Source organism: Mesorhizobium amorphae CCNWGS0123 (assembly GCF_001686985.1).
Taxonomy (GTDB): domain Bacteria; phylum Pseudomonadota; class Alphaproteobacteria; order Rhizobiales; family Rhizobiaceae; genus Mesorhizobium; species Mesorhizobium amorphae.
In genome coordinates this window covers 1,347,344-1,363,353 of sequence record NZ_CP015318.1, presented here as the reverse complement: position 1 = coordinate 1,363,353, position 16,010 = coordinate 1,347,344, and the positions used below count along the sequence as shown (strand labels likewise).

13 protein-coding genes are annotated in these 16,010 nt (G+C 63.9%); 5 read left to right on the top strand and 8 right to left on the bottom strand.

Annotation, left to right across the window (positions count from 1 at the left end):
- Window positions 1-21: 21 nt before the first annotated feature.
- Genes A6B35_RS06505 through A6B35_RS06495 form a run of 3 tightly spaced genes read right to left on the bottom strand, consistent with a single transcriptional unit; the run spans window position 22 to window position 4,815 of the window.
- Window positions 22-513 (bottom strand): acetone carboxylase subunit gamma, encoded by a 492-nt coding sequence (locus tag A6B35_RS06505; RefSeq protein WP_006205269.1) that lies wholly within the window; start codon window positions 511-513, stop codon window positions 22-24.
- A complete protein-coding gene (locus A6B35_RS06500; RefSeq protein WP_006205270.1) occupies window positions 510-2,714 on the bottom strand; it encodes a hydantoinase B/oxoprolinase family protein in 2,205 nt (734 codons plus the stop codon). Before A6B35_RS06500 ends, A6B35_RS06505 begins: the two co-directional genes overlap by 4 nt.
- A gap of 13 nt (window positions 2,715-2,727) precedes the next feature.
- Complete coding sequence (locus tag A6B35_RS06495) at window positions 2,728-4,815, bottom strand: hydantoinase/oxoprolinase family protein (RefSeq protein WP_050900859.1); 2,088 nt, start codon at window positions 4,813-4,815, stop codon at window positions 2,728-2,730.
- A 184-nt stretch (window positions 4,816-4,999) separates the two neighbouring features.
- Here A6B35_RS06495 and A6B35_RS06490 point away from each other — a divergent pair, with 184 nt between their 5' ends.
- The 5 genes from A6B35_RS06490 to A6B35_RS06470 all read left to right on the top strand — a co-directional run bounded on the left by A6B35_RS06490 (window position 5,000) and on the right by A6B35_RS06470 (window position 10,823).
- A complete protein-coding gene (locus tag A6B35_RS06490; RefSeq protein WP_006205272.1) occupies window positions 5,000-5,782 on the top strand; it encodes a helix-turn-helix transcriptional regulator in 783 nt (260 codons plus the stop codon).
- 118 nt (window positions 5,783-5,900) lie between these two features.
- A complete protein-coding gene (locus A6B35_RS06485; RefSeq protein ID WP_006205273.1) occupies window positions 5,901-6,830 on the top strand; it encodes a TIR domain-containing protein in 930 nt (309 codons plus the stop codon).
- A 107-nt stretch (window positions 6,831-6,937) separates the two neighbouring features.
- The gene (locus A6B35_RS06480; RefSeq protein ID WP_040583717.1) at window positions 6,938-7,690 is read left to right on the top strand and encodes an SDR family NAD(P)-dependent oxidoreductase; all 753 of its coding nucleotides are present in this window, start codon (window positions 6,938-6,940) and stop codon (window positions 7,688-7,690) included.
- A gap of 277 nt (window positions 7,691-7,967) precedes the next feature.
- Window positions 7,968-9,113, top strand: coding sequence for a glycosyltransferase family 4 protein (locus tag A6B35_RS06475; RefSeq protein ID WP_006205275.1), 1,146 nt, complete (start codon window positions 7,968-7,970; stop codon window positions 9,111-9,113).
- Window positions 9,114-9,254: 141 nt separating this feature from the next.
- Window positions 9,255-10,823: a glycosyltransferase gene (locus A6B35_RS06470; RefSeq protein ID WP_006205276.1), complete on the top strand. Its 1,569-nt coding sequence runs from the start codon at window positions 9,255-9,257 to the stop codon at window positions 10,821-10,823.
- Window positions 10,824-10,912: 89 nt separating this feature from the next.
- Here A6B35_RS06470 and A6B35_RS06465 read toward each other — a convergent pair whose 3' ends face one another.
- From A6B35_RS06465 to A6B35_RS06445, 5 genes are all read right to left on the bottom strand, one after another.
- Window positions 10,913-11,494 (bottom strand): DUF1349 domain-containing protein, encoded by a 582-nt coding sequence (locus tag A6B35_RS06465; RefSeq protein ID WP_006205277.1) that lies wholly within the window; start codon window positions 11,492-11,494, stop codon window positions 10,913-10,915.
- A gap of 15 nt (window positions 11,495-11,509) precedes the next feature.
- Window positions 11,510-12,949 carry an aldehyde dehydrogenase family protein gene (locus A6B35_RS06460; protein ID WP_006205278.1) on the bottom strand — a complete coding sequence of 480 codons (1,440 nt, stop codon included), beginning with the start codon at window positions 12,947-12,949 and terminating at the stop codon, window positions 11,510-11,512.
- 208 nt (window positions 12,950-13,157) lie between these two features.
- On the bottom strand, window positions 13,158-13,643 hold the full coding sequence (locus A6B35_RS06455; protein ID WP_006205279.1) for a hypothetical protein: 486 nt from the start codon (window positions 13,641-13,643) through the stop codon (window positions 13,158-13,160).
- An 81-nt stretch (window positions 13,644-13,724) separates the two neighbouring features.
- Complete coding sequence (locus A6B35_RS06450; RefSeq protein ID WP_006205280.1) at window positions 13,725-15,065, bottom strand: FGGY-family carbohydrate kinase; 1,341 nt, start codon at window positions 15,063-15,065, stop codon at window positions 13,725-13,727.
- The gene (locus A6B35_RS06445; protein ID WP_006205281.1) at window positions 15,062-15,838 is read right to left on the bottom strand and encodes a DeoR/GlpR family DNA-binding transcription regulator; all 777 of its coding nucleotides are present in this window, start codon (window positions 15,836-15,838) and stop codon (window positions 15,062-15,064) included. Before A6B35_RS06445 ends, A6B35_RS06450 begins: the two co-directional genes overlap by 4 nt.
- Window positions 15,839-16,010: the final 172 nt, after the last annotated feature.

Sequence of the window (16,010 nt, the reverse complement as noted above, 5' to 3'; positions counted from 1 at the left end):
AAGGCCCGGCGACAGGCCCGGTCAAGGCTGCAGCGGCTTGCCAAGCCAATCGCGGTAGAAGCCTTCCAGGTCAGGCTCGAAATCATGCACAATCGGATAGCCGGGTGCCGCGGCCTCGACCTCATGCAGCGTGCCGCATTCAGGGCAGATGAATTCGCGGATCTCCATCCATGCGGGATCGGGCAGATCGCTGTTGGGATAGATCTCGCGCAGCGTCTCTTCCGTGTTGCGGACATGGATCGCGGCTTTGAGCTTCCAGTTCTTGCGGTAGTCGCCGAAGGAATGGCCACATTCGCATCGGGTCACGCGCTCATCGCCGCTCTGGCAGATGAAGAGATGATCGCTGACCGGCAACAGGATCGGGTCCTTCCAGGCGACGCGGTCCTGATGGACGGCGACCATCTTGAAGAAGCGGTCATCGTCCTTGTAGGCGCTCATGATGCGCCGTGTCTGCGGCCAGGGCAGCTGACCGCTAGCCAGATCGCGGATGATTTCCTTGCTGTATGAGGTCATGGCTTTGCTCCCGCCGTGAAGATCGATCTGGCGTCGACGTTCCAGAAATCGCTGAAATCTTTGGTGAAGCGCGGCGAAAGTTTGATTGCGCTGGCATACATTTTCCTCACCTCCGGAGCGAAGTCGGCCTTCTCGACGCGGCCCCGCTCGGCGGCGATCCAGTCCGCCACCGGGATTGCCCTGGCGAGACGCTCCTTGCGCATGGCGGCCCGGCGTTTGACGGTCGCGTCGACATCGGCGACCGGATAGCCCTCGGCATCGTCCTTCAGCACGATGCCGAAAACCTGGTCCGCCGCCTCACGGGTGAGAAAGCCGTTCTCGACATCCCAAGCCGTTTTGACCGGGTCGCGCTCCAGCACGTCGCCATAACCGCCGCCGCCATTGTAGGAATGGCTGAATATGTCGCCTTGCTTGTGCGGGGCGGTGATGTAGGGGCCTTCGACCACAACATGGTCGCCACCGATGTTCCTCTCGTAATCCGAGACATGCGGGTCCGTGCCCGGCGCATGCGCCAGCGGTTCGCCCTTGGCCGCCAGTTCGTGAATGTTGGAGTTGCGCACGGCGCGATGCTTCTGGCAGGTCGGCGCCGGATAGCCGCCGCACATGCCGCCATTGTCGAACACGCGCGAGGAATGCTCCGACGTGTGCAACCTGAGGTGCGAGGTCTTGTTGATCAGCCAGGTCGAGATGAACGAACAGCCGCCGCGATATTTGCCGGCGCCTCCAGAATTCGGCACGATCGAGCGGCCGATATAGACCATCGGCATCGACTGTTCCCAGACCTCGATGTTGCCCATGTCGGATTCCGGATTCCAGCCGACATAGGCGGTGTCGAGCCCGTCCTTGATGGCCAGAGCGCCGGAGCCGGCAGCGGCGCATTCGAAATGCGCCATGCCGAACGGCGTGCCGTACTGGCTCTCGCCACCCATTTCGATCATCGGACTGTTTACCTGGCCGACAAAGGCTTCCTCGACATAGCCGCGCGCGACGAAGCTGCGCGACAATAGCCGCTGGAACACGCCGTAGGCCGGCAGCAGCAGCGCCCATGATGTCGCCGTCGCCACCATCTCGTTGTCGGGATTGGTCCAGGTGCCATGCGGCAGTTTCAGCTCGGTCGCCATCCAGGCGCCGTCATTGACCAGGCCTTCGAAATTCATGTGCTGGGTCAGCGTCACGAACATGCCGCCATCCATGCCGGCCGGCGTGCAGTTCATCGAATGGTAGCCCCAGGGTTGGGTGCCCTCGAAGTCCATGGTGATCTTGCCGTCGGTGCCGATCTCCATCTCGATCGGGATGTTGTAGAGCCAGTCTGGATCGCCGAGCGGCTGGAAGCCTGGCTTGCCGGCGGTGACGTGGCCATAGAAGGTGTGGCCGCGATAGATGCCGGGCACGGTGAGCTGGCGCGTGCGGGCGAGCTGGGCGCGGCGGCCCTCCTCGATGAATTCCTTCGACACTTTCATCCAGTAGTCGAGGCCAATCTCGGAAATCAGCTGCTTGACGCTCTCGCGCATGTCGATGCAGGAGGCGACCTTGGCCTTCTCGTCCAGTACCCAGTAGATCGGCATGCGCAGATTGCGCTCGCAGCGGATGACATAGTCACGGCGGATCTCGTCATTCTCGCCGATCTTCTCGGCGCAGACGAACAGGCCTTCGGTGAAGCGCTCCTGCGCCAGGCAGACGTCGCCGCCGGGCGTGATGCCGCCGGCCTCCAGCTCGTGGCAGACAGCACCGGCCCAGCCGACCAACGTGCCTTCATGGAAGATCGGCACTACGTCCATGACGTCAGGCACCTGCACGGTGCCGATGAAGGCGTCGTTGTTGGCGAAGATGTCGCCTTCGCGAATGCGCGGATTGTCCTCGTAATTGTTCTTGATCATCCATTTGATGAAGCGGCTCATCGTATGGACATGCACCATGATGCCGTTGGACAGCGCGATGGCGTCGCCTTCGGGCGTATAGATCGCCACCACCATTTCGCCGACCTCGCGCACGCCGGGCGAAGCCGAGATGCGGCGCGCCATTTCACGCGCCGAGACGCAATAGGCGCGCAGCTTGGTGTGCAGCGTTTCGAATTTCAGCGGGTCCTGGTTGCGCAGCGAGAGCTCGGTGATGCCGTCATAGCAGCCGGTCTCTTCCATCAACCGCTCGGAATCGAGCAGCCGTTCGCGAAGGCGCAGGGCCGAGGCAGGTTTGTCCAACATGGCAGTCGCCCTCTCAAGCATGGGAATAGTGAAGCAGCGTCCATTCATCGACGAAGACACGGTCTTGCGGATGAACGACGAGCGTGGTGGCAGGATGTTCGATAATGGCCGGGCCGATCACTTCATGGCCGGGCTGAAGCAGGTCCATCTCGTAGAGATCGGCCTTGTGCCAGCGCCCGGCGATATAGGCCTCGCGCACGCCCTTGTGAGCGGAGGCCGGATTGGAGGCGCCGAGCGGTCGCTTGAGCAGCACCGGCTTGACCTTGTCGGCGGTGGCGATGAGCCCAAGTTCGGTGATGGTAATGCCGGCCTCGCCATAGCGCGAGACGCGGTGGTTGACCTTGGCGTAGACCGCCTCGAACTCGTCGAGAACCTTGCGCATATCGTCGGCCGAATTGACCTCGGCAAGCGGCGCCATGACTTCGACGTCCTCGAGCTGGCCGGTGTAGCGCATCATCAGGAACGGCACGGTTTTGATCTTTTCGCGGGCATGGCCGTCGGCGATCATCTCATCGACGGCCGCCTTGGTCAGATCGTTCCACACCGTGGTGACCTTGGCACCAAAGCCCGCAAGCGTCGCTTCGTCGGCGCGCGAGGGGATGTCATGCTGCGTCGACACCGAATGACGGCGCATGAAATCGGCCGTCGTGCAGCCGAAAGCGGAGAAGGCGGCAGCGAACTGGAAGGTGATGATGTCCTTGAAGCCGATGCCGCGCGAGCAGCCGGCCAGATGCAACGGACCGGAGCCGCCATACGACAGCAACGTGAACTCCGACGGGTGGATGCCCTGGCCGGAGATGACGCGCCGCAGCGCATTGCTGGCGTCGGCCTCCAGCATGTCGATCATGCCTTCGGCCGCCTCCTCGACGCCGACGCCGAGCACACGGGCGCATTTCTCCTCGAAGGCCTGCCGGGCCTTTTCGACCTGCAGTACGACCTTGCCGCCGAGGAAATAATGCGGGTTCAGCCGGCCGAGGATTGCGTCGCAATCGGCGATGGTCGGTTCGGTGCCGCCACGGTCGAAGCAGATCGGGCCGGGATCGGAGCCGGCGCTTTCCGGCCCGAGCGAAACCTTTTTCGTCAGCGGGTCGACCTTGAGGATCATGCCGGCGCCGGCGCCGATCGTGTCGAGATGCAGCGTCGGCACGTTGAGCTTGAAACGGTCCATCAGCGGCTCGTTCTCGATCCGCGTCTGGCCGCGGGTGATAACGCCCATGTCGAAGGAGGTGCCGCCCATGTCCGAGCAGATCAGCGAATCATTGCCGATCAGCTTGCCGACATAGGCAGCACCCAGGATGCCGCCGATCGGACCGGAGATCATCGTCTCGTGTAGGCGCGGATGGTTGATCGAGGTCAAGCCACCGAAGGAGAGCAGCGTCTGCACGCCATATTTGAAGCCGTACTTTTTCGAGACATCCTCGATGCCTTTCAGCTGCTTGCGGCCGCGCGAGGTGGCGTAGGCTTCGATCAGCACCGAGTTCAGCCGCGACTGCTCGCGGATGACCGGACGGACCTCGTGGCTGGTGTAGACGAGGATGTCGGCGCCGGCCTTCTCGACCTCCGCGCGGCAGATTTCGGCGATGCGCTTCTCGTGCACCGGATTGACGTGCGAGAAGATGGTCATGATGCAGATTGCCTCGACCTTTTCGGCGATCAGCCTTTTCGCGGCGGCGGAAACCTCATGCTCGTAGAGCGGCAGCACGATGTCGCCGAACTGGTCGATGCGCTCGGTCACACCGTGCGTGCGGCGGCGCGGCACCAGCGGATCGGGATGGTGATGCGTCACGGCATGCAGCCGGTCGGCATAGGAATAGTCGGCCCAGGCCTGCAGGCCGCGGCCCATCAGGATCATGTCTTCCAGGCCCTTGGTGGTGATCAGGCCGAGCCGGCGCCCGGTGCGCGACAAGAGCGTGTTGAGCATGCCGGTGCCGGAATAGAGCACGACGTTGACGCCGGAAAACAACGCTTCGAGCGAGATGCCCCAGGCATCCGCCGCGTCTTCCGCCGAAGCGAGAAAACCCTCGGCTTCGTTCTTCGGCGTCGTCGCCGACTTGCCGATCTTGAAGTGGCCGTCCTGATCGACAAGGATCGTGTCGGTCATGGTGCCGCCGGCGTCGATACCGATCACGATAGGATTGCCGACGATGGGGCCGGCGGGATTTGGCTGGGTCACGGTCGCCTCGGGGTTCGGTCTAGGATGACGCAAGGCTAGATTCGAAGGACGCCCTCGCGCCATATGCCAAAAGACACAATGACGGCCGGGCGGACATCGCCGAGAAGAGGGCATGCGCATGGGCAACATCTGGGCGCCGCTGGCCAGGGCGATCGCCGCCACCGGCACGGACCGGCATGTCGACTGCCTGATCGACCTGATCGGCGCCGACATCGCGCATGACCTCGTCACCGTCACCCGCTATTCGGCAACGAAGACGCCAGAATTCGTCAAGCACCGCCGCTTCTCCGACGAGATGGTCCGGCGCTACCTCGCCAGCTACTATGTGTTCGACCCCTTCTATGCCTCATGGCGACAGGAGCGGCGGCTCGGCATCATGCCTTTAAAGCGGTTTGCCGACGACAGGGCCAAGCGCGGCCAATACATAGCCGGCTTCCTGGCGCAGTCGGAAATCTGCGACGAGGTCGGCATATTGCTCGCCGATGGCGGCGACTGGTGCCTCGGCATCTTCCTCGACCGCTCGACGACGTCGTTCAGGGACAGCGAAATCGCCCAATTGCAGGAACGGCTACCGGTGTTCGAGGCGCTGCATGCGCTCGACATCAGGGCGCGCGGGGCCAACTTTTCCCGTACATCGGCGCCGACCGGTCCTGGTGCCTCGCCGCAGCAGAAACCGAGTATTCCGGCGAGCCTGTGGCCGGAGCTGTCGCTGCGCGAGCGGGAACTCGTTCAGCTGATCCTGGCCGGCCACCCGACCGCCAACATCGCCGAGCGTCTCGGCATCACCGTCGGCACGGTCAAGAACCATCGCCGCCGCATCTATGAGAAGCTCGACATCACCACCGAGCGCGAGCTGTTCCTGCAGTTCTTCCAGCACCGGACTGAGAACGCGTAGCCGGGAGATCGCGCCTTTCGCGCCGTTGCTGCTTCCCCTGAGATGAATACAATAGGCGAACCGTCGTTCACGCAGGCCATGTCGGCAGCAAAGGCGGACACGCAGCTGGAGGGAACGGATGGCCAAACCGCGAATCTTCCTGGGCTCGTCGGGAAAGCAGAAGAAACTGCTCGACGCGCTGACACGCGGTCTTGAAGAGATCGCGCAAGTCGAGCCCTGGACGACCTCCTTCAGCCCCGGGACGACCACGCTGGGGCGTCTCATCGAGCTTACCCGCGAGGTCGACTTCGCCGCTTTCGTATTCGCCCAGGACGACTGGACGAGCGCGAGCCAGCCGGAATCGTCCGCTTCGGTATCGGCTCAGGCTTCTCCCCGAGACAATGTGGTTTTCGAAGCCGGGCTTTTCGGGGGTGTCCTCGGGATGCGCCGCACGTTTATCCTCCATGCGAACGGCGCCAAGCTTCCCAGCGATCTGCTCGGCCTGACCTCGGTACGGTACGGCGAGGCAGCGACCGCGGCGGAGATGAGAGCGATCAATCAAAAGCTGCGGAGCGCAATCGAAAATGAGGGCAACATCGCCCGCATAGAGGGTCTTTGGTGGCAGTTTTCCCTGTCGGAGCGCACCGCGAAGGAGCCGTCCGCCGTGAGCCTGCTGCGCATCGCGCGAAACCGCGACGGTGCGCTCGAGCTGACGGGTCGCTCATGGCAGGAGAATGGCAGCCTGTCGGCCAGGTACTGGAGCGAAGCGTTGAAGGAGAAGAAGGAGCCCTCCGGCATCTTCTACTATTGGAACGGAGAACGGCCCCTGGATGCGAACGCGCCGCAGCTGCACGGGACAGGCGAGATCCGGCTGGAGACCGCCGATCGCGCGTCGGGCTATTTCATAACGCGCGCGGAAACGCAGCCGGAACTCAACGCGCGCACCTCCGGCGTCTATTTGCGCGCCGAGGCCGAGGATTTGGCGATCCTGGACGGGCGCGACAATCAGCGGCGGGTGGAGTTGATCGCAGAGCAGCTGAGCCATTGGCAATCGATCAAGAACGGCTAGCGGCGCGCAGCTCCTGGCCCAGCAAGATCCCAATCGGCGGCACCAATCCCGACTTGAACTTGGCGGACGTTGACTTCACATTCGCCGCCGATCGGGAGGAGTGCCGCATGTCGATGCGTTTCGCAGGACGGTTTGCCGGACGATCGGCCGTGATCACCGGCGGCGCCTCAGGCATCGGCCTGGCGGTGGCGCAAAGGATCGTGGCCGAAGGCGGGCGCGCCTCGATCTGGGACCGCGATCCGGCCCAGATCGAGCAGGCCAAGGCTGCGATCCCGGGCCTGGACGGGACGATCCTCGACGTCGCCGATGCTGAAGCGGTCGGGCGTACCGCGCAAGAGACGATCAAGGCCCTCGGCGCCGTCGACATCCTGGTCACAAGTGCCGCCATCACCGGTCCGAACATGACGGCCTGGGACTATTCGGTGGAGGACTGGCGCCGGGTCATCGACATCAATCTCAACGGCGTCTTCTACTGCAACAGAGCGCTGGTGCCGCATATGCTCGAGCGCGACTATGGCAGGATCATCAACATCGCCTCGATCGCCGGCAAGGAGGGCAATCCCAATGCCTCGGCCTACAGCACCTCCAAGGCGGGAGTGATCGGGCTGACCAAATCGCTGGGCAAGGAGTTGGCCAGGACCAAGGTGACGGTGAATTGCGTCACGCCGGCGGCGGTGCGCACGGCGATCTTCAACCAGATGAGCCAACAGCATATCGACTTCATGCTGTCGAAGATCCCGATGGCGCGATTCGGCGAAGTCGAGGAGGTGGCGGCGCTGATCACATGGATCGCTTCCGAGGAATGCTCCTTCACCACAGGTGGTGTTTTCGACGTTTCCGGCGGCCGCGCCACCTATTGAGGCGAACAGAGCCGCATATGGGTTGCATGCCTGCATTTTCCCGTGGCTATATCGTACCCTGTTTGCCAATGCGGCGGATATGACGCGCCGACATTTGTTTTCGCGCAGTTCCGGACGGAAAACCGTGGCACACTTTTCCTGGAATTGCTCCAGCGCCTGCAAGGCGTTGGGCCGGAGTTGGAAGACCTTGCAGCATCATCCCCACACTCGCTTCGGACGACCGGCTCGGGCGGCTCCGCAAGCCGCATCGGCATCCGGAACGGCACGTCGAACCCTGGTGGTTTGCATCGATCCGGCCTTTCCGCCGACATCGGGCGCCGATCTCAGGAACTTCGGCAACGCCCTGGCGGCAGCCGAACTCGGTCCGGTCTGCCTCGTCTCGGTCAGGCCGCCGGCCGGTCCGCCGCAACCGCCCCCAGCCAACATTCGCGTCGCGGCCCTGACTGCCGAGGGAGAACCACGCGCGCGGGCACTCGGCTTGTGGAGGGCCAGGACCGAGGCCCGGATCCCGCGTCCGGCGCTGGCGCGGCTCGAGGCGCTGGTTCGCGAATTTCGCCCCGACACGATCTTGGTCGAGGGCATTCCGCTGTTCAGGCTGCTCAGGCCTTTGCGGCCGCTGGCGGGCCAGCTCATCCTCGACATGCACAATGTCGAGTCGGACCTCGCCGGGCAGTTGCGGTCCGCCCAGGGCTCCGGCGCAGCTGACGCCAGGCGCCTCGAAAGAAAGGCGGCCGCGATCGTCGACAGGATCTGGGTCTGCTCGCGCCTCGACCGCGAGAAATTCAAGGCGCTCGTCTCGAGCACGGTACCGGTGGATATCGTTGCGAACGGCATCCCGCGGGCCGAGGACATACCCGAGGCGCTGAGGGCAGCCCCTTCCGGCGGTTTCCCGTCCATCCTGCTCGTCGGCCATCTTGGATACGAACCGAACATCGATGCAGCCCAACGATTGGCTCGCGACATCCTGCCTCGCATCCGCCGGGCGCTGCCGACAGCGAGACTCACTCTCGCCGGCCGCTCGCCTGCGCCGACCGTGCAGGACCTCGCCGGGTTGGAAGGCGTAACGCTGGTCGAGAACCCCGACGATGTCGGGCCGCTGCTGTCGGCAGCGCATCTCAGCATCATTCCGCTGTCGATGGGCGGCGGCACACGCATCAAGATCCTCGAAGCGATGGCGTGGGGCGTGCCCGTCATCGCGACGCCGCTGGCGGCAGAAGGGCTGGACCTGGTCGAAAACGAAGAGGTGCTGCTGGCAGCTTCGGATGAAGAGCTGGCGGCGATGGCGATCGCGCTCTGCGCGGATCCCGCCCGCATGGCCCGGCAGCGCGCCCGCGCTCATCAAGCGGTTTGGTCGCGGTTCGGGCCGCAGGCCATCCGCGACGCCGTCCATAGCGGTCTCGGACTGGCCGATGAAGATGCGTGACGCGGTTAGAGCGGTCATCGTTTCACGGAAACGCAAAACCGCTCTATCCCTTTGTTTTGACGCAATTCCGGACGGAAAACCGTTTCACACTTTTCCTGGAATTGCTCTAGCTGTGCCCAGTCACCGATCGACGAGTTGCCGATGATCCCGCCGATCCTGCACCAGACATGGAAGACCGACGCCGTCCCTGCCCGTTTCCAGGCCTATGTCGAGAGCTGGAAGCGGCATCATCCCGACTGGACGATGATGTTCTGGAACGACCGGATGCTGCTCGAGTTCGTCGCCGAGCACTATCCGGATTTCCTGCCGACCTTTTGCAGCTACTCGCATGGCGTGCTGCGCGCCGATGCCGGGCGCTATCTGCTGCTCTATCATTTCGGCGGCGTCTATGCCGATATCGACTGCGAATGCGTGGCGCCTTTCGATCCCGTGATGGGCGAAGACCGGATCGTACTTTGCAAGGAGCCGGACACGCACACGCTGGTGCAGGCGGACTTTCGCGGGCTGCCCTACCTTTTGTTCAACGGAACGATGGCCAGCCCGCCCCGGCATCCGTTCTGGCTCGAGATCCTGTCGATGCTGCCCGGACTGACCCATGCCAGGGATGCACTCGATGCGACAGGGCCTTGCCTGCTCACCTCGGCGCAGCTCGGCCATGGCGACCAGACGGCCTTCGCCATCCATCCGTCCGCCCTGTTCACGCCCCTTGACTCGTCAGGGCGCAAAGACGGCAGCGCAGGGCCGACGCTGTCGATCCATCACTGGGCCGGCACCTGGTGGACACCCGAACCTGCACCGGGGTTAACGAAGAGGATTCGCACCCTCGCCCACTGGTCGTGGTACCAGCTGACGCGCGGCGCCCATCTGGACGAGACGACAGCCAAGCGCGGCGTCAGCCAGGCGGCCCTTTCGGCGCCGCCGCCGACTGGCCCAAACATCGCCGTCCTGGTGCCGCTTCGCGACGCTGCCGACCATATCCAGCCCTTCCTCGATGCCTTGCAGCAGCTCGACTACCCGAAGGACAGGATCAAGCTCGTCTTCTGCGAGGGCGACAGCTCGGACGGAAGCTGGGAACGGCTGCAGGCCGCGGTGGCGCCGCTGGCCGGGGTGTATCGCGGCATCGTGCTGCTGCAAAAACAGCTCGGCAGCGCCAGCCTTGACCGCTCCAAACGATCGATGCCGCGGCTGCAGCGCAGCCGGCGCGGCAACATCGCCAAGGTCCGCAATCACTTGATCGATCAGGGGCTGGACGCCGACGATGACTGGGCGCTGTGGATCGACATCGACGTCTGGCGATTCCCGCCCGACATTGTAAGCCGGCTTATCGGAGCCGGGCACCGCATCACGGTGCCCAATTGCGTGAAGATCGCCGGCGGCGACAGTTTCGACCACAACAGCTTCGTCACAACCCGCCATATGAAGGACTATCGCTATTACCGCGCCATCCGCAACGGCATTCACCAGCCTGCCACCGGCGCACCGGGTCGGCTCCTTCTCAGCGACGTCCGGCATCTCGAGAAGGTCGGCCTCGACGGCGTCGGCGGAACCATGTTGCTGGTCGATGCCGCGCTGCATCGCGGCGGTCTTCGTTTTCCCGAGCTTCCGTACCGGGACCTGATCGAAACCGAAGGCTTTGGCGCCCTTGCCAACGATCTGGGCATTAGGCCGATCGGTCTTCCCAAGCTTGAGATCCTGCATGTGCCGTGGTGAGCGCGGGGATGCCGTCTCCGCCCGACTTTTTGTTTTGCTCAATTCCGAACGGAAAACCGCTACGCACTCTTCCTGGAATTGCTCTTGCCTCAGTCGTGCAGCTCTCGCGAGATCGGCGGGCCGACCGAAAAGTCGGCGAAGGTGACCTCAAAGCCTTCGCGCTGCGGCGAGCAGCACATCATGCCAACGTCGACCGACTTCGAGGGCGGGAAATAAGCTATTCGCACCGGCTTCCAGTGGCCATCTGAAGCGTCCAGATACTGGACACGGATGGCTTCGGCGTGGCGGGTCAGGCGGATCCTGACACCGTCCGGGCTGGCCGGGATGCTGACCAGCGACCAATCGGAGGTGTCGTTGGTGACGACGACGGAGAAATAGGCCAGCCCGTCGGTGTATTCGATGCCGGCCTTGATCCAGTGCGTTTCGCTGAGCCGGACCATCAGTCCGGCCTGGTCGTAGAGCACCTGATAGTCACCCTTGACCGTGACCTCGGCGCTGAAATCGCCCGTTACCGGGCGATACAGGAAATGGCCGTTGTCGCGCCGGAAGCCGTAGAAGGTCTCGCGCCAGAAGTCGGTCTCCTTGCCGGTGCGCACATGCACGGCATTATCGCCGAATTCATGATGGGGCGGCGGGTTGAGCCAGGTCAGGTCCGCATTGCCGGATGTCATTGGCTCACCCGTTGATTAGCCAGCAAAAGTATAGGCGGTCTTCACCGTGGTGTAGAACTCCGTGGCATAGCGGCCCTGTTCGCGCGGGCCGTAGCTCGATCCCTTGCGGCCGCCGAAGGGAACGTGGAAGTCGACGCCCGCCGTCGGCAGGTTGACCATCACCATGCCAGCCTCGGAATTGCGCTTGAAATGTGTGGCGTGCTTGAGGCTCGACGTGCAAATGCCCGAGGTCAGGCCGAAAGGCGTGTCGTTGGCCACGGCAAGCGCCTCGTCATAGTCCTTGACGCGGATAACGTTGGCAACCGGCCCGAAAATCTCCTCGCGCGAGATGCGCATGGCATTGGTGGCGCCGGTAAACAGCGCCGGCGTCAGATAGAAGCCGGGCGTTGCGCCGTCGAGCCGCTCGCCGCCGAAGGCAAGCTCGGCGCCTTCGTTGCGGCCGATTGCGATGTAGTCCTCGTCCTGCTTCAGCTGCGTCGCGTCGACAACTGGTCCGATCTGCGTCCTGGCATCCAGCGCGTCGCCGACGACCAGCTTTTCCATGCGCTCCTTGAGCGCCGCGACGAAGCGGTCGTGAATGCCTTCGGTGACGACCAGGCGGGAAGAGGCCGTGCAGCGCTGGCCAGTGGAGAAATAGGCGCCGTTGATGGCGCAGTCGACCGCAACGGCGAGATCCGCGTCATCGAGCACGACGAGCGGGTTCTTGCCGCCCATTTCGAGCTGGAACTTGCGCATGTGCTCGACGCTGGCCGCGGCAACACGCTTGCCGGTGCCGACCGAGCCGGTGAAGGTGATGGCGTTGACGTCGGGGCTGTCGAGCATGGCCTGGCCGACCACCGAGCCCTTGCCCATGACCAGATTGAGCACGCCCTTCGGCAGGCCGGCGCGATGCAGGATGTCGACGATGGTCCAGGCGCTCTCCGGGACCAATTCCGCCGGTTTGAAGACGATGGTGTTGCCATAGGCCAGCGCCGGCGCAATCTTCCAGGCCGGAATGGCGATCGGGAAGTTCCACGGCGTGATGATGCCGACGACGCCGACCGCTTCGCGGGTGATCTCGACGCCGACGCCCGGCCGCACGCTCGGCACCAGCTCGCCCGACAGGCGCAGCGTTTCGCCTGCGAAGAAATCAAAAAGCTGGGCAGCGCGTATCGTCTCGCCAATGCCTTCGGCCAGCGTCTTGCCTTCCTCGCGCGCCAGGTTGCGGCCGATCTCGTCCTTGCGGGCCATGATCTCGTCGGACGCCTTCTTCAGCACCGCATGGCGGGCCAAAGGCGCCGAACGCGACCAGGCCGGAAAGGCGGCTTTCGCCGCGGCAATCGCCTGTTTGGCCTGCTCCGGACCGGCGGAAGCGTATTCACCGACCACATCACCCGTGTTCGAAGGATTGATGTTGCGGGAGCCGGCCTCGCCCAGCCACTCGCCGTCGATGAGGTTTTTGCGGAACAGGGTCATGGTCTTTCCTTAGTGAGATTCAGTGAGATTCGCTGGTGGGGCCGTTTGCCGGCCTATCTACCACCCAGTCATCCATCGCCCAAGTCATTTATCAGACAAATAGCGACAGAGTGAGGGCGTTTCAAATCGGACCCTCGATAGCCGATGAGGCGCGCCGGGGAAAGCCCGCGCGTGTCGCCGTAGAGGGAAGGAACGCGATCGGTTCCGGTCAGACTGCGAAGGACCAGAACAGGCAGGCCAGCGTCGCCGCGGCAAATACGACGAAGAACAGGCTTCTCAGCAGGACGTTGCGGCGAAGCTCGTTCATGGTGAAATGGGCGGCGACGATGGCCGCAACAAACAGGAACCGCCAGTTGACGAGAGCCCACAGCACGCCGCCCTGGCCGAAGGCCCATCGGGCGACGAGGCAGCCGACTATGGTCGCAAACAGCGCGATCGCTGCCCAGAACAGGGCATCGGCGGCATTGGTCAGCACAATGCTGGCGGCGCGGATGGGCAGGATCATCATCAAGAGCGCGCTGAAGAAATAGACGGCGGCCAAAGGCAGAAACGAACCGGCATCGGCAATGCCGTCGAGGCGCTTCACGCCGATCGCGCCGTAGGGATAGCCGTGTCTGGCCACCGCAAGGCTTAACGCCATGAGCAGAGCGGTGAGCACCGCGACCAGTGCGAATGTGGTGAGTGCCTTGCTCATGCCGTTCCTTGTTCAAGAGCCCGATCCGGGCGAATCAACAAGGACGATTTTAGCGCACGGTTTTGAAATTGGCCGCAGGCTTCAGGTCACGCGACCACGCCAGTCGTCCCGATAACCCGCCAGCCCTGCGAAACGCGAGGCGCGAACCGGTTCCGGCGCTTCCGCGGCAAAGTCGCGCCCGGCGCTCTCGAAGGCGAGCGCCGCGGCACCCGTGGCGCTGCCTTCGAGCGTCGCGCCTTGCAGGAAGGCCTGGCCGGGACGCAGTTGTGCCAACACGCTGGCGAGCAGGCCGCCAGTGTTCAGCCCGCCATCGACGATGACGGTGTTTTTCGAATGGATCAGGTCGAGGCAGAGGTCGACCATCAGCGCCACATAGAGCAGCGCCACAGCCGCGCGGTCCTCGGCGCCCGGCGTGCCGCCAATCACTTCGCCGATACGACCGGGCATCGGCCCGCCCGGCGCGAAGCTCGGCAATGCCATGGTGCCGGCGTCAATTACCCGCTGGATCGACCCAGATGAGATCGCGCCTTGCCAGCCGCCGCTGATGACAGCGAATTCGCGTCCGCCCATGAAACGGATGGTCGGCACCGGGCCGCCATCGACATCGACATTGACCAACATGTCACGGTCACGGTCGAGCACCTCGAGCGGGCAATCCGGATTGAGCACGACGACCCAGGTGCCGGTCGATACGACGGTGAGCGGTCCGAGCTGCTGCCGTCGATAGGCATGGAGCGCGGCATTCGAGTCATGGACACCATTGTGGATGGCGATCGGCCGCGCGGCTTCGCCGAACCGCTGCTCGCCGATAACGGTGCCGGCGCGCGCGAAGGCCGGCATCCGGCCGCGCCAGCCTTCGGCGTCGACCAGCGATGAGAAGTCGCGCTGGCGCGGCGCCCACAGATGCGAATGGCAGCCGAGATAGGAGACTTCCGAGACCGCCCGGCCGCCGAAGCGCCAGCTCCAATGTTGCGGATAGCCGAGGATCGATGTCGCGGCCGCGAAGGCGCGCGGCTCGACCGCCTTCAGCCACAGCATATGACGGCCGAAGTTGAAGCCGAGCGGCAGGCGCGGCGAGAAGGTCTCGGCGAAATCCGGGATGCTGCGATCGATTTGCGCGGCGATGTCGGCCGGCGGTTCCTGCTCGTAGTCGAGGATCGGATGCGTCAGCGCCGTCTCGTTGACCAAAGCGAAGGTGCAGCCATGGCCCGAGACCATCAGCCCCTCGACGCGGTGGTGATCGACAGCGTCGGCAAGTGCACGAACCGCCCAGTCATGCAACGCCGCCTCATCGAGCACGCTGAAACCGCCCTTGCGCGCCCAGGCCGGCTTGGTCCTGCGTTCGTCGAGAATTCGTCCATCCTGATCGAAGACGAACAGCTTGGAATTGGTCTTGCCGAAGTCGAGCACCGCCACCTTCACTGGATGGCTCCCGGGGCGATCCGCACCATCACGCCGGCGTCCTCCAGCATGCGTGCATCCGCGTCGGAGAGGCCGTCATCGGTCACCAGCGTGCCGATGCGCGACAGCGGCAGCGCCACGTTGCGCGCGTGGATCGACAGCTTGCGGCTGTCGGCCAACACCACGATCTGGTCGGCGCAGGGGCTGAGGTCGACGATGGAACGCACCAGCAGCGGATGCGATTCCAGCACGCCTTCCTGGCAGAGGCCTTGCGCGCCGATGAAGAATTTGGAGGCATAGAAGGGCACGGCCTGGGTGAGCGAATGAATGATGCCGGGTTCGCGGTGCAGGTCGCCGCCGGCAATCGTCAAGCTGCAATGGCCATGGTCGCTGAGATAGGCCGCCAAAGGCATCGAGTTGGTGTAGAGGCGGATGTTGCGATCGGCGAGCTTGACGCCGAGATGGAAGCAGGTCGAGCCACCATGGACGATGACCGCGTCGCCATCGCTCACCATGGTCGCGGCAAGGGCGGCGATCCGCCGCTTGGCCTCGACCGCGAGATCCCGGTTTTCATCGTAAGGCCTGGCGTAGGCAACGCCGGCCTGCGCAACGCCATCGAGCGCCGAGATGCCGCCATAGACCTTCCGCGCCTCGCCGGCTTCAGCGATCTTGTCTATGTCGCGCCTGACCGTCGCGGCCGATACGCCAAGCCGCTCCTGCAACTCGCGCACCGAGGCGAACGGGCGATCCCGCAACAACTCGACGATCTGACGCTGGCGGCCGGAGTCGCTCAATTTTTGCTCCTGGGATGCCATCCCGGCACGATATTTGGTCTAACTTACTCAAAATAAGTCGGATTTCAAAGTCGATTTGACGACGATAGATCACTGTTGACGTAGATCGCTCGCGTCTGCGATATCAGCACAGGTGCCAGCGACGGGATTTGGGCGACCCGACCGTGGTCGG

What these genes read in the sequence shown, in the direction of transcription:
- A6B35_RS06490 (WP_006205272.1), top strand. Translation starts at nt 5,000, where the DNA reads ATGCGCATGGGCAACATCTGGGCGCCGCTGGCCAGGGCGATCGCCGCC.
- A6B35_RS06495 (WP_050900859.1), bottom strand. Translation starts at nt 4,815, where the DNA reads ATGACCGACACGATCCTTGTCGATCAGGACGGCCACTTCAAGATCGGC.
- A6B35_RS06465 (WP_006205277.1), bottom strand. Translation starts at nt 11,494, where the DNA reads ATGACATCCGGCAATGCGGACCTGACCTGGCTCAACCCGCCGCCCCAT.
- A6B35_RS06505 (WP_006205269.1), bottom strand. Translation starts at nt 513, where the DNA reads ATGACCTCATACAGCAAGGAAATCATCCGCGATCTGGCTAGCGGTCAG.
- A6B35_RS06485 (WP_006205273.1), top strand. Translation starts at nt 5,901, where the DNA reads ATGGCCAAACCGCGAATCTTCCTGGGCTCGTCGGGAAAGCAGAAGAAA.
- A6B35_RS06455 (WP_006205279.1), bottom strand. Translation starts at nt 13,643, where the DNA reads ATGAGCAAGGCACTCACCACATTCGCACTGGTCGCGGTGCTCACCGCT.
- A6B35_RS06480 (WP_040583717.1), top strand. Translation starts at nt 6,938, where the DNA reads ATGTCGATGCGTTTCGCAGGACGGTTTGCCGGACGATCGGCCGTGATC.
- A6B35_RS06470 (WP_006205276.1), top strand. Translation starts at nt 9,255, where the DNA reads ATGATCCCGCCGATCCTGCACCAGACATGGAAGACCGACGCCGTCCCT.
- A6B35_RS06460 (WP_006205278.1), bottom strand. Translation starts at nt 12,949, where the DNA reads ATGACCCTGTTCCGCAAAAACCTCATCGACGGCGAGTGGCTGGGCGAG.
- A6B35_RS06500 (WP_006205270.1), bottom strand. Translation starts at nt 2,714, where the DNA reads ATGTTGGACAAACCTGCCTCGGCCCTGCGCCTTCGCGAACGGCTGCTC.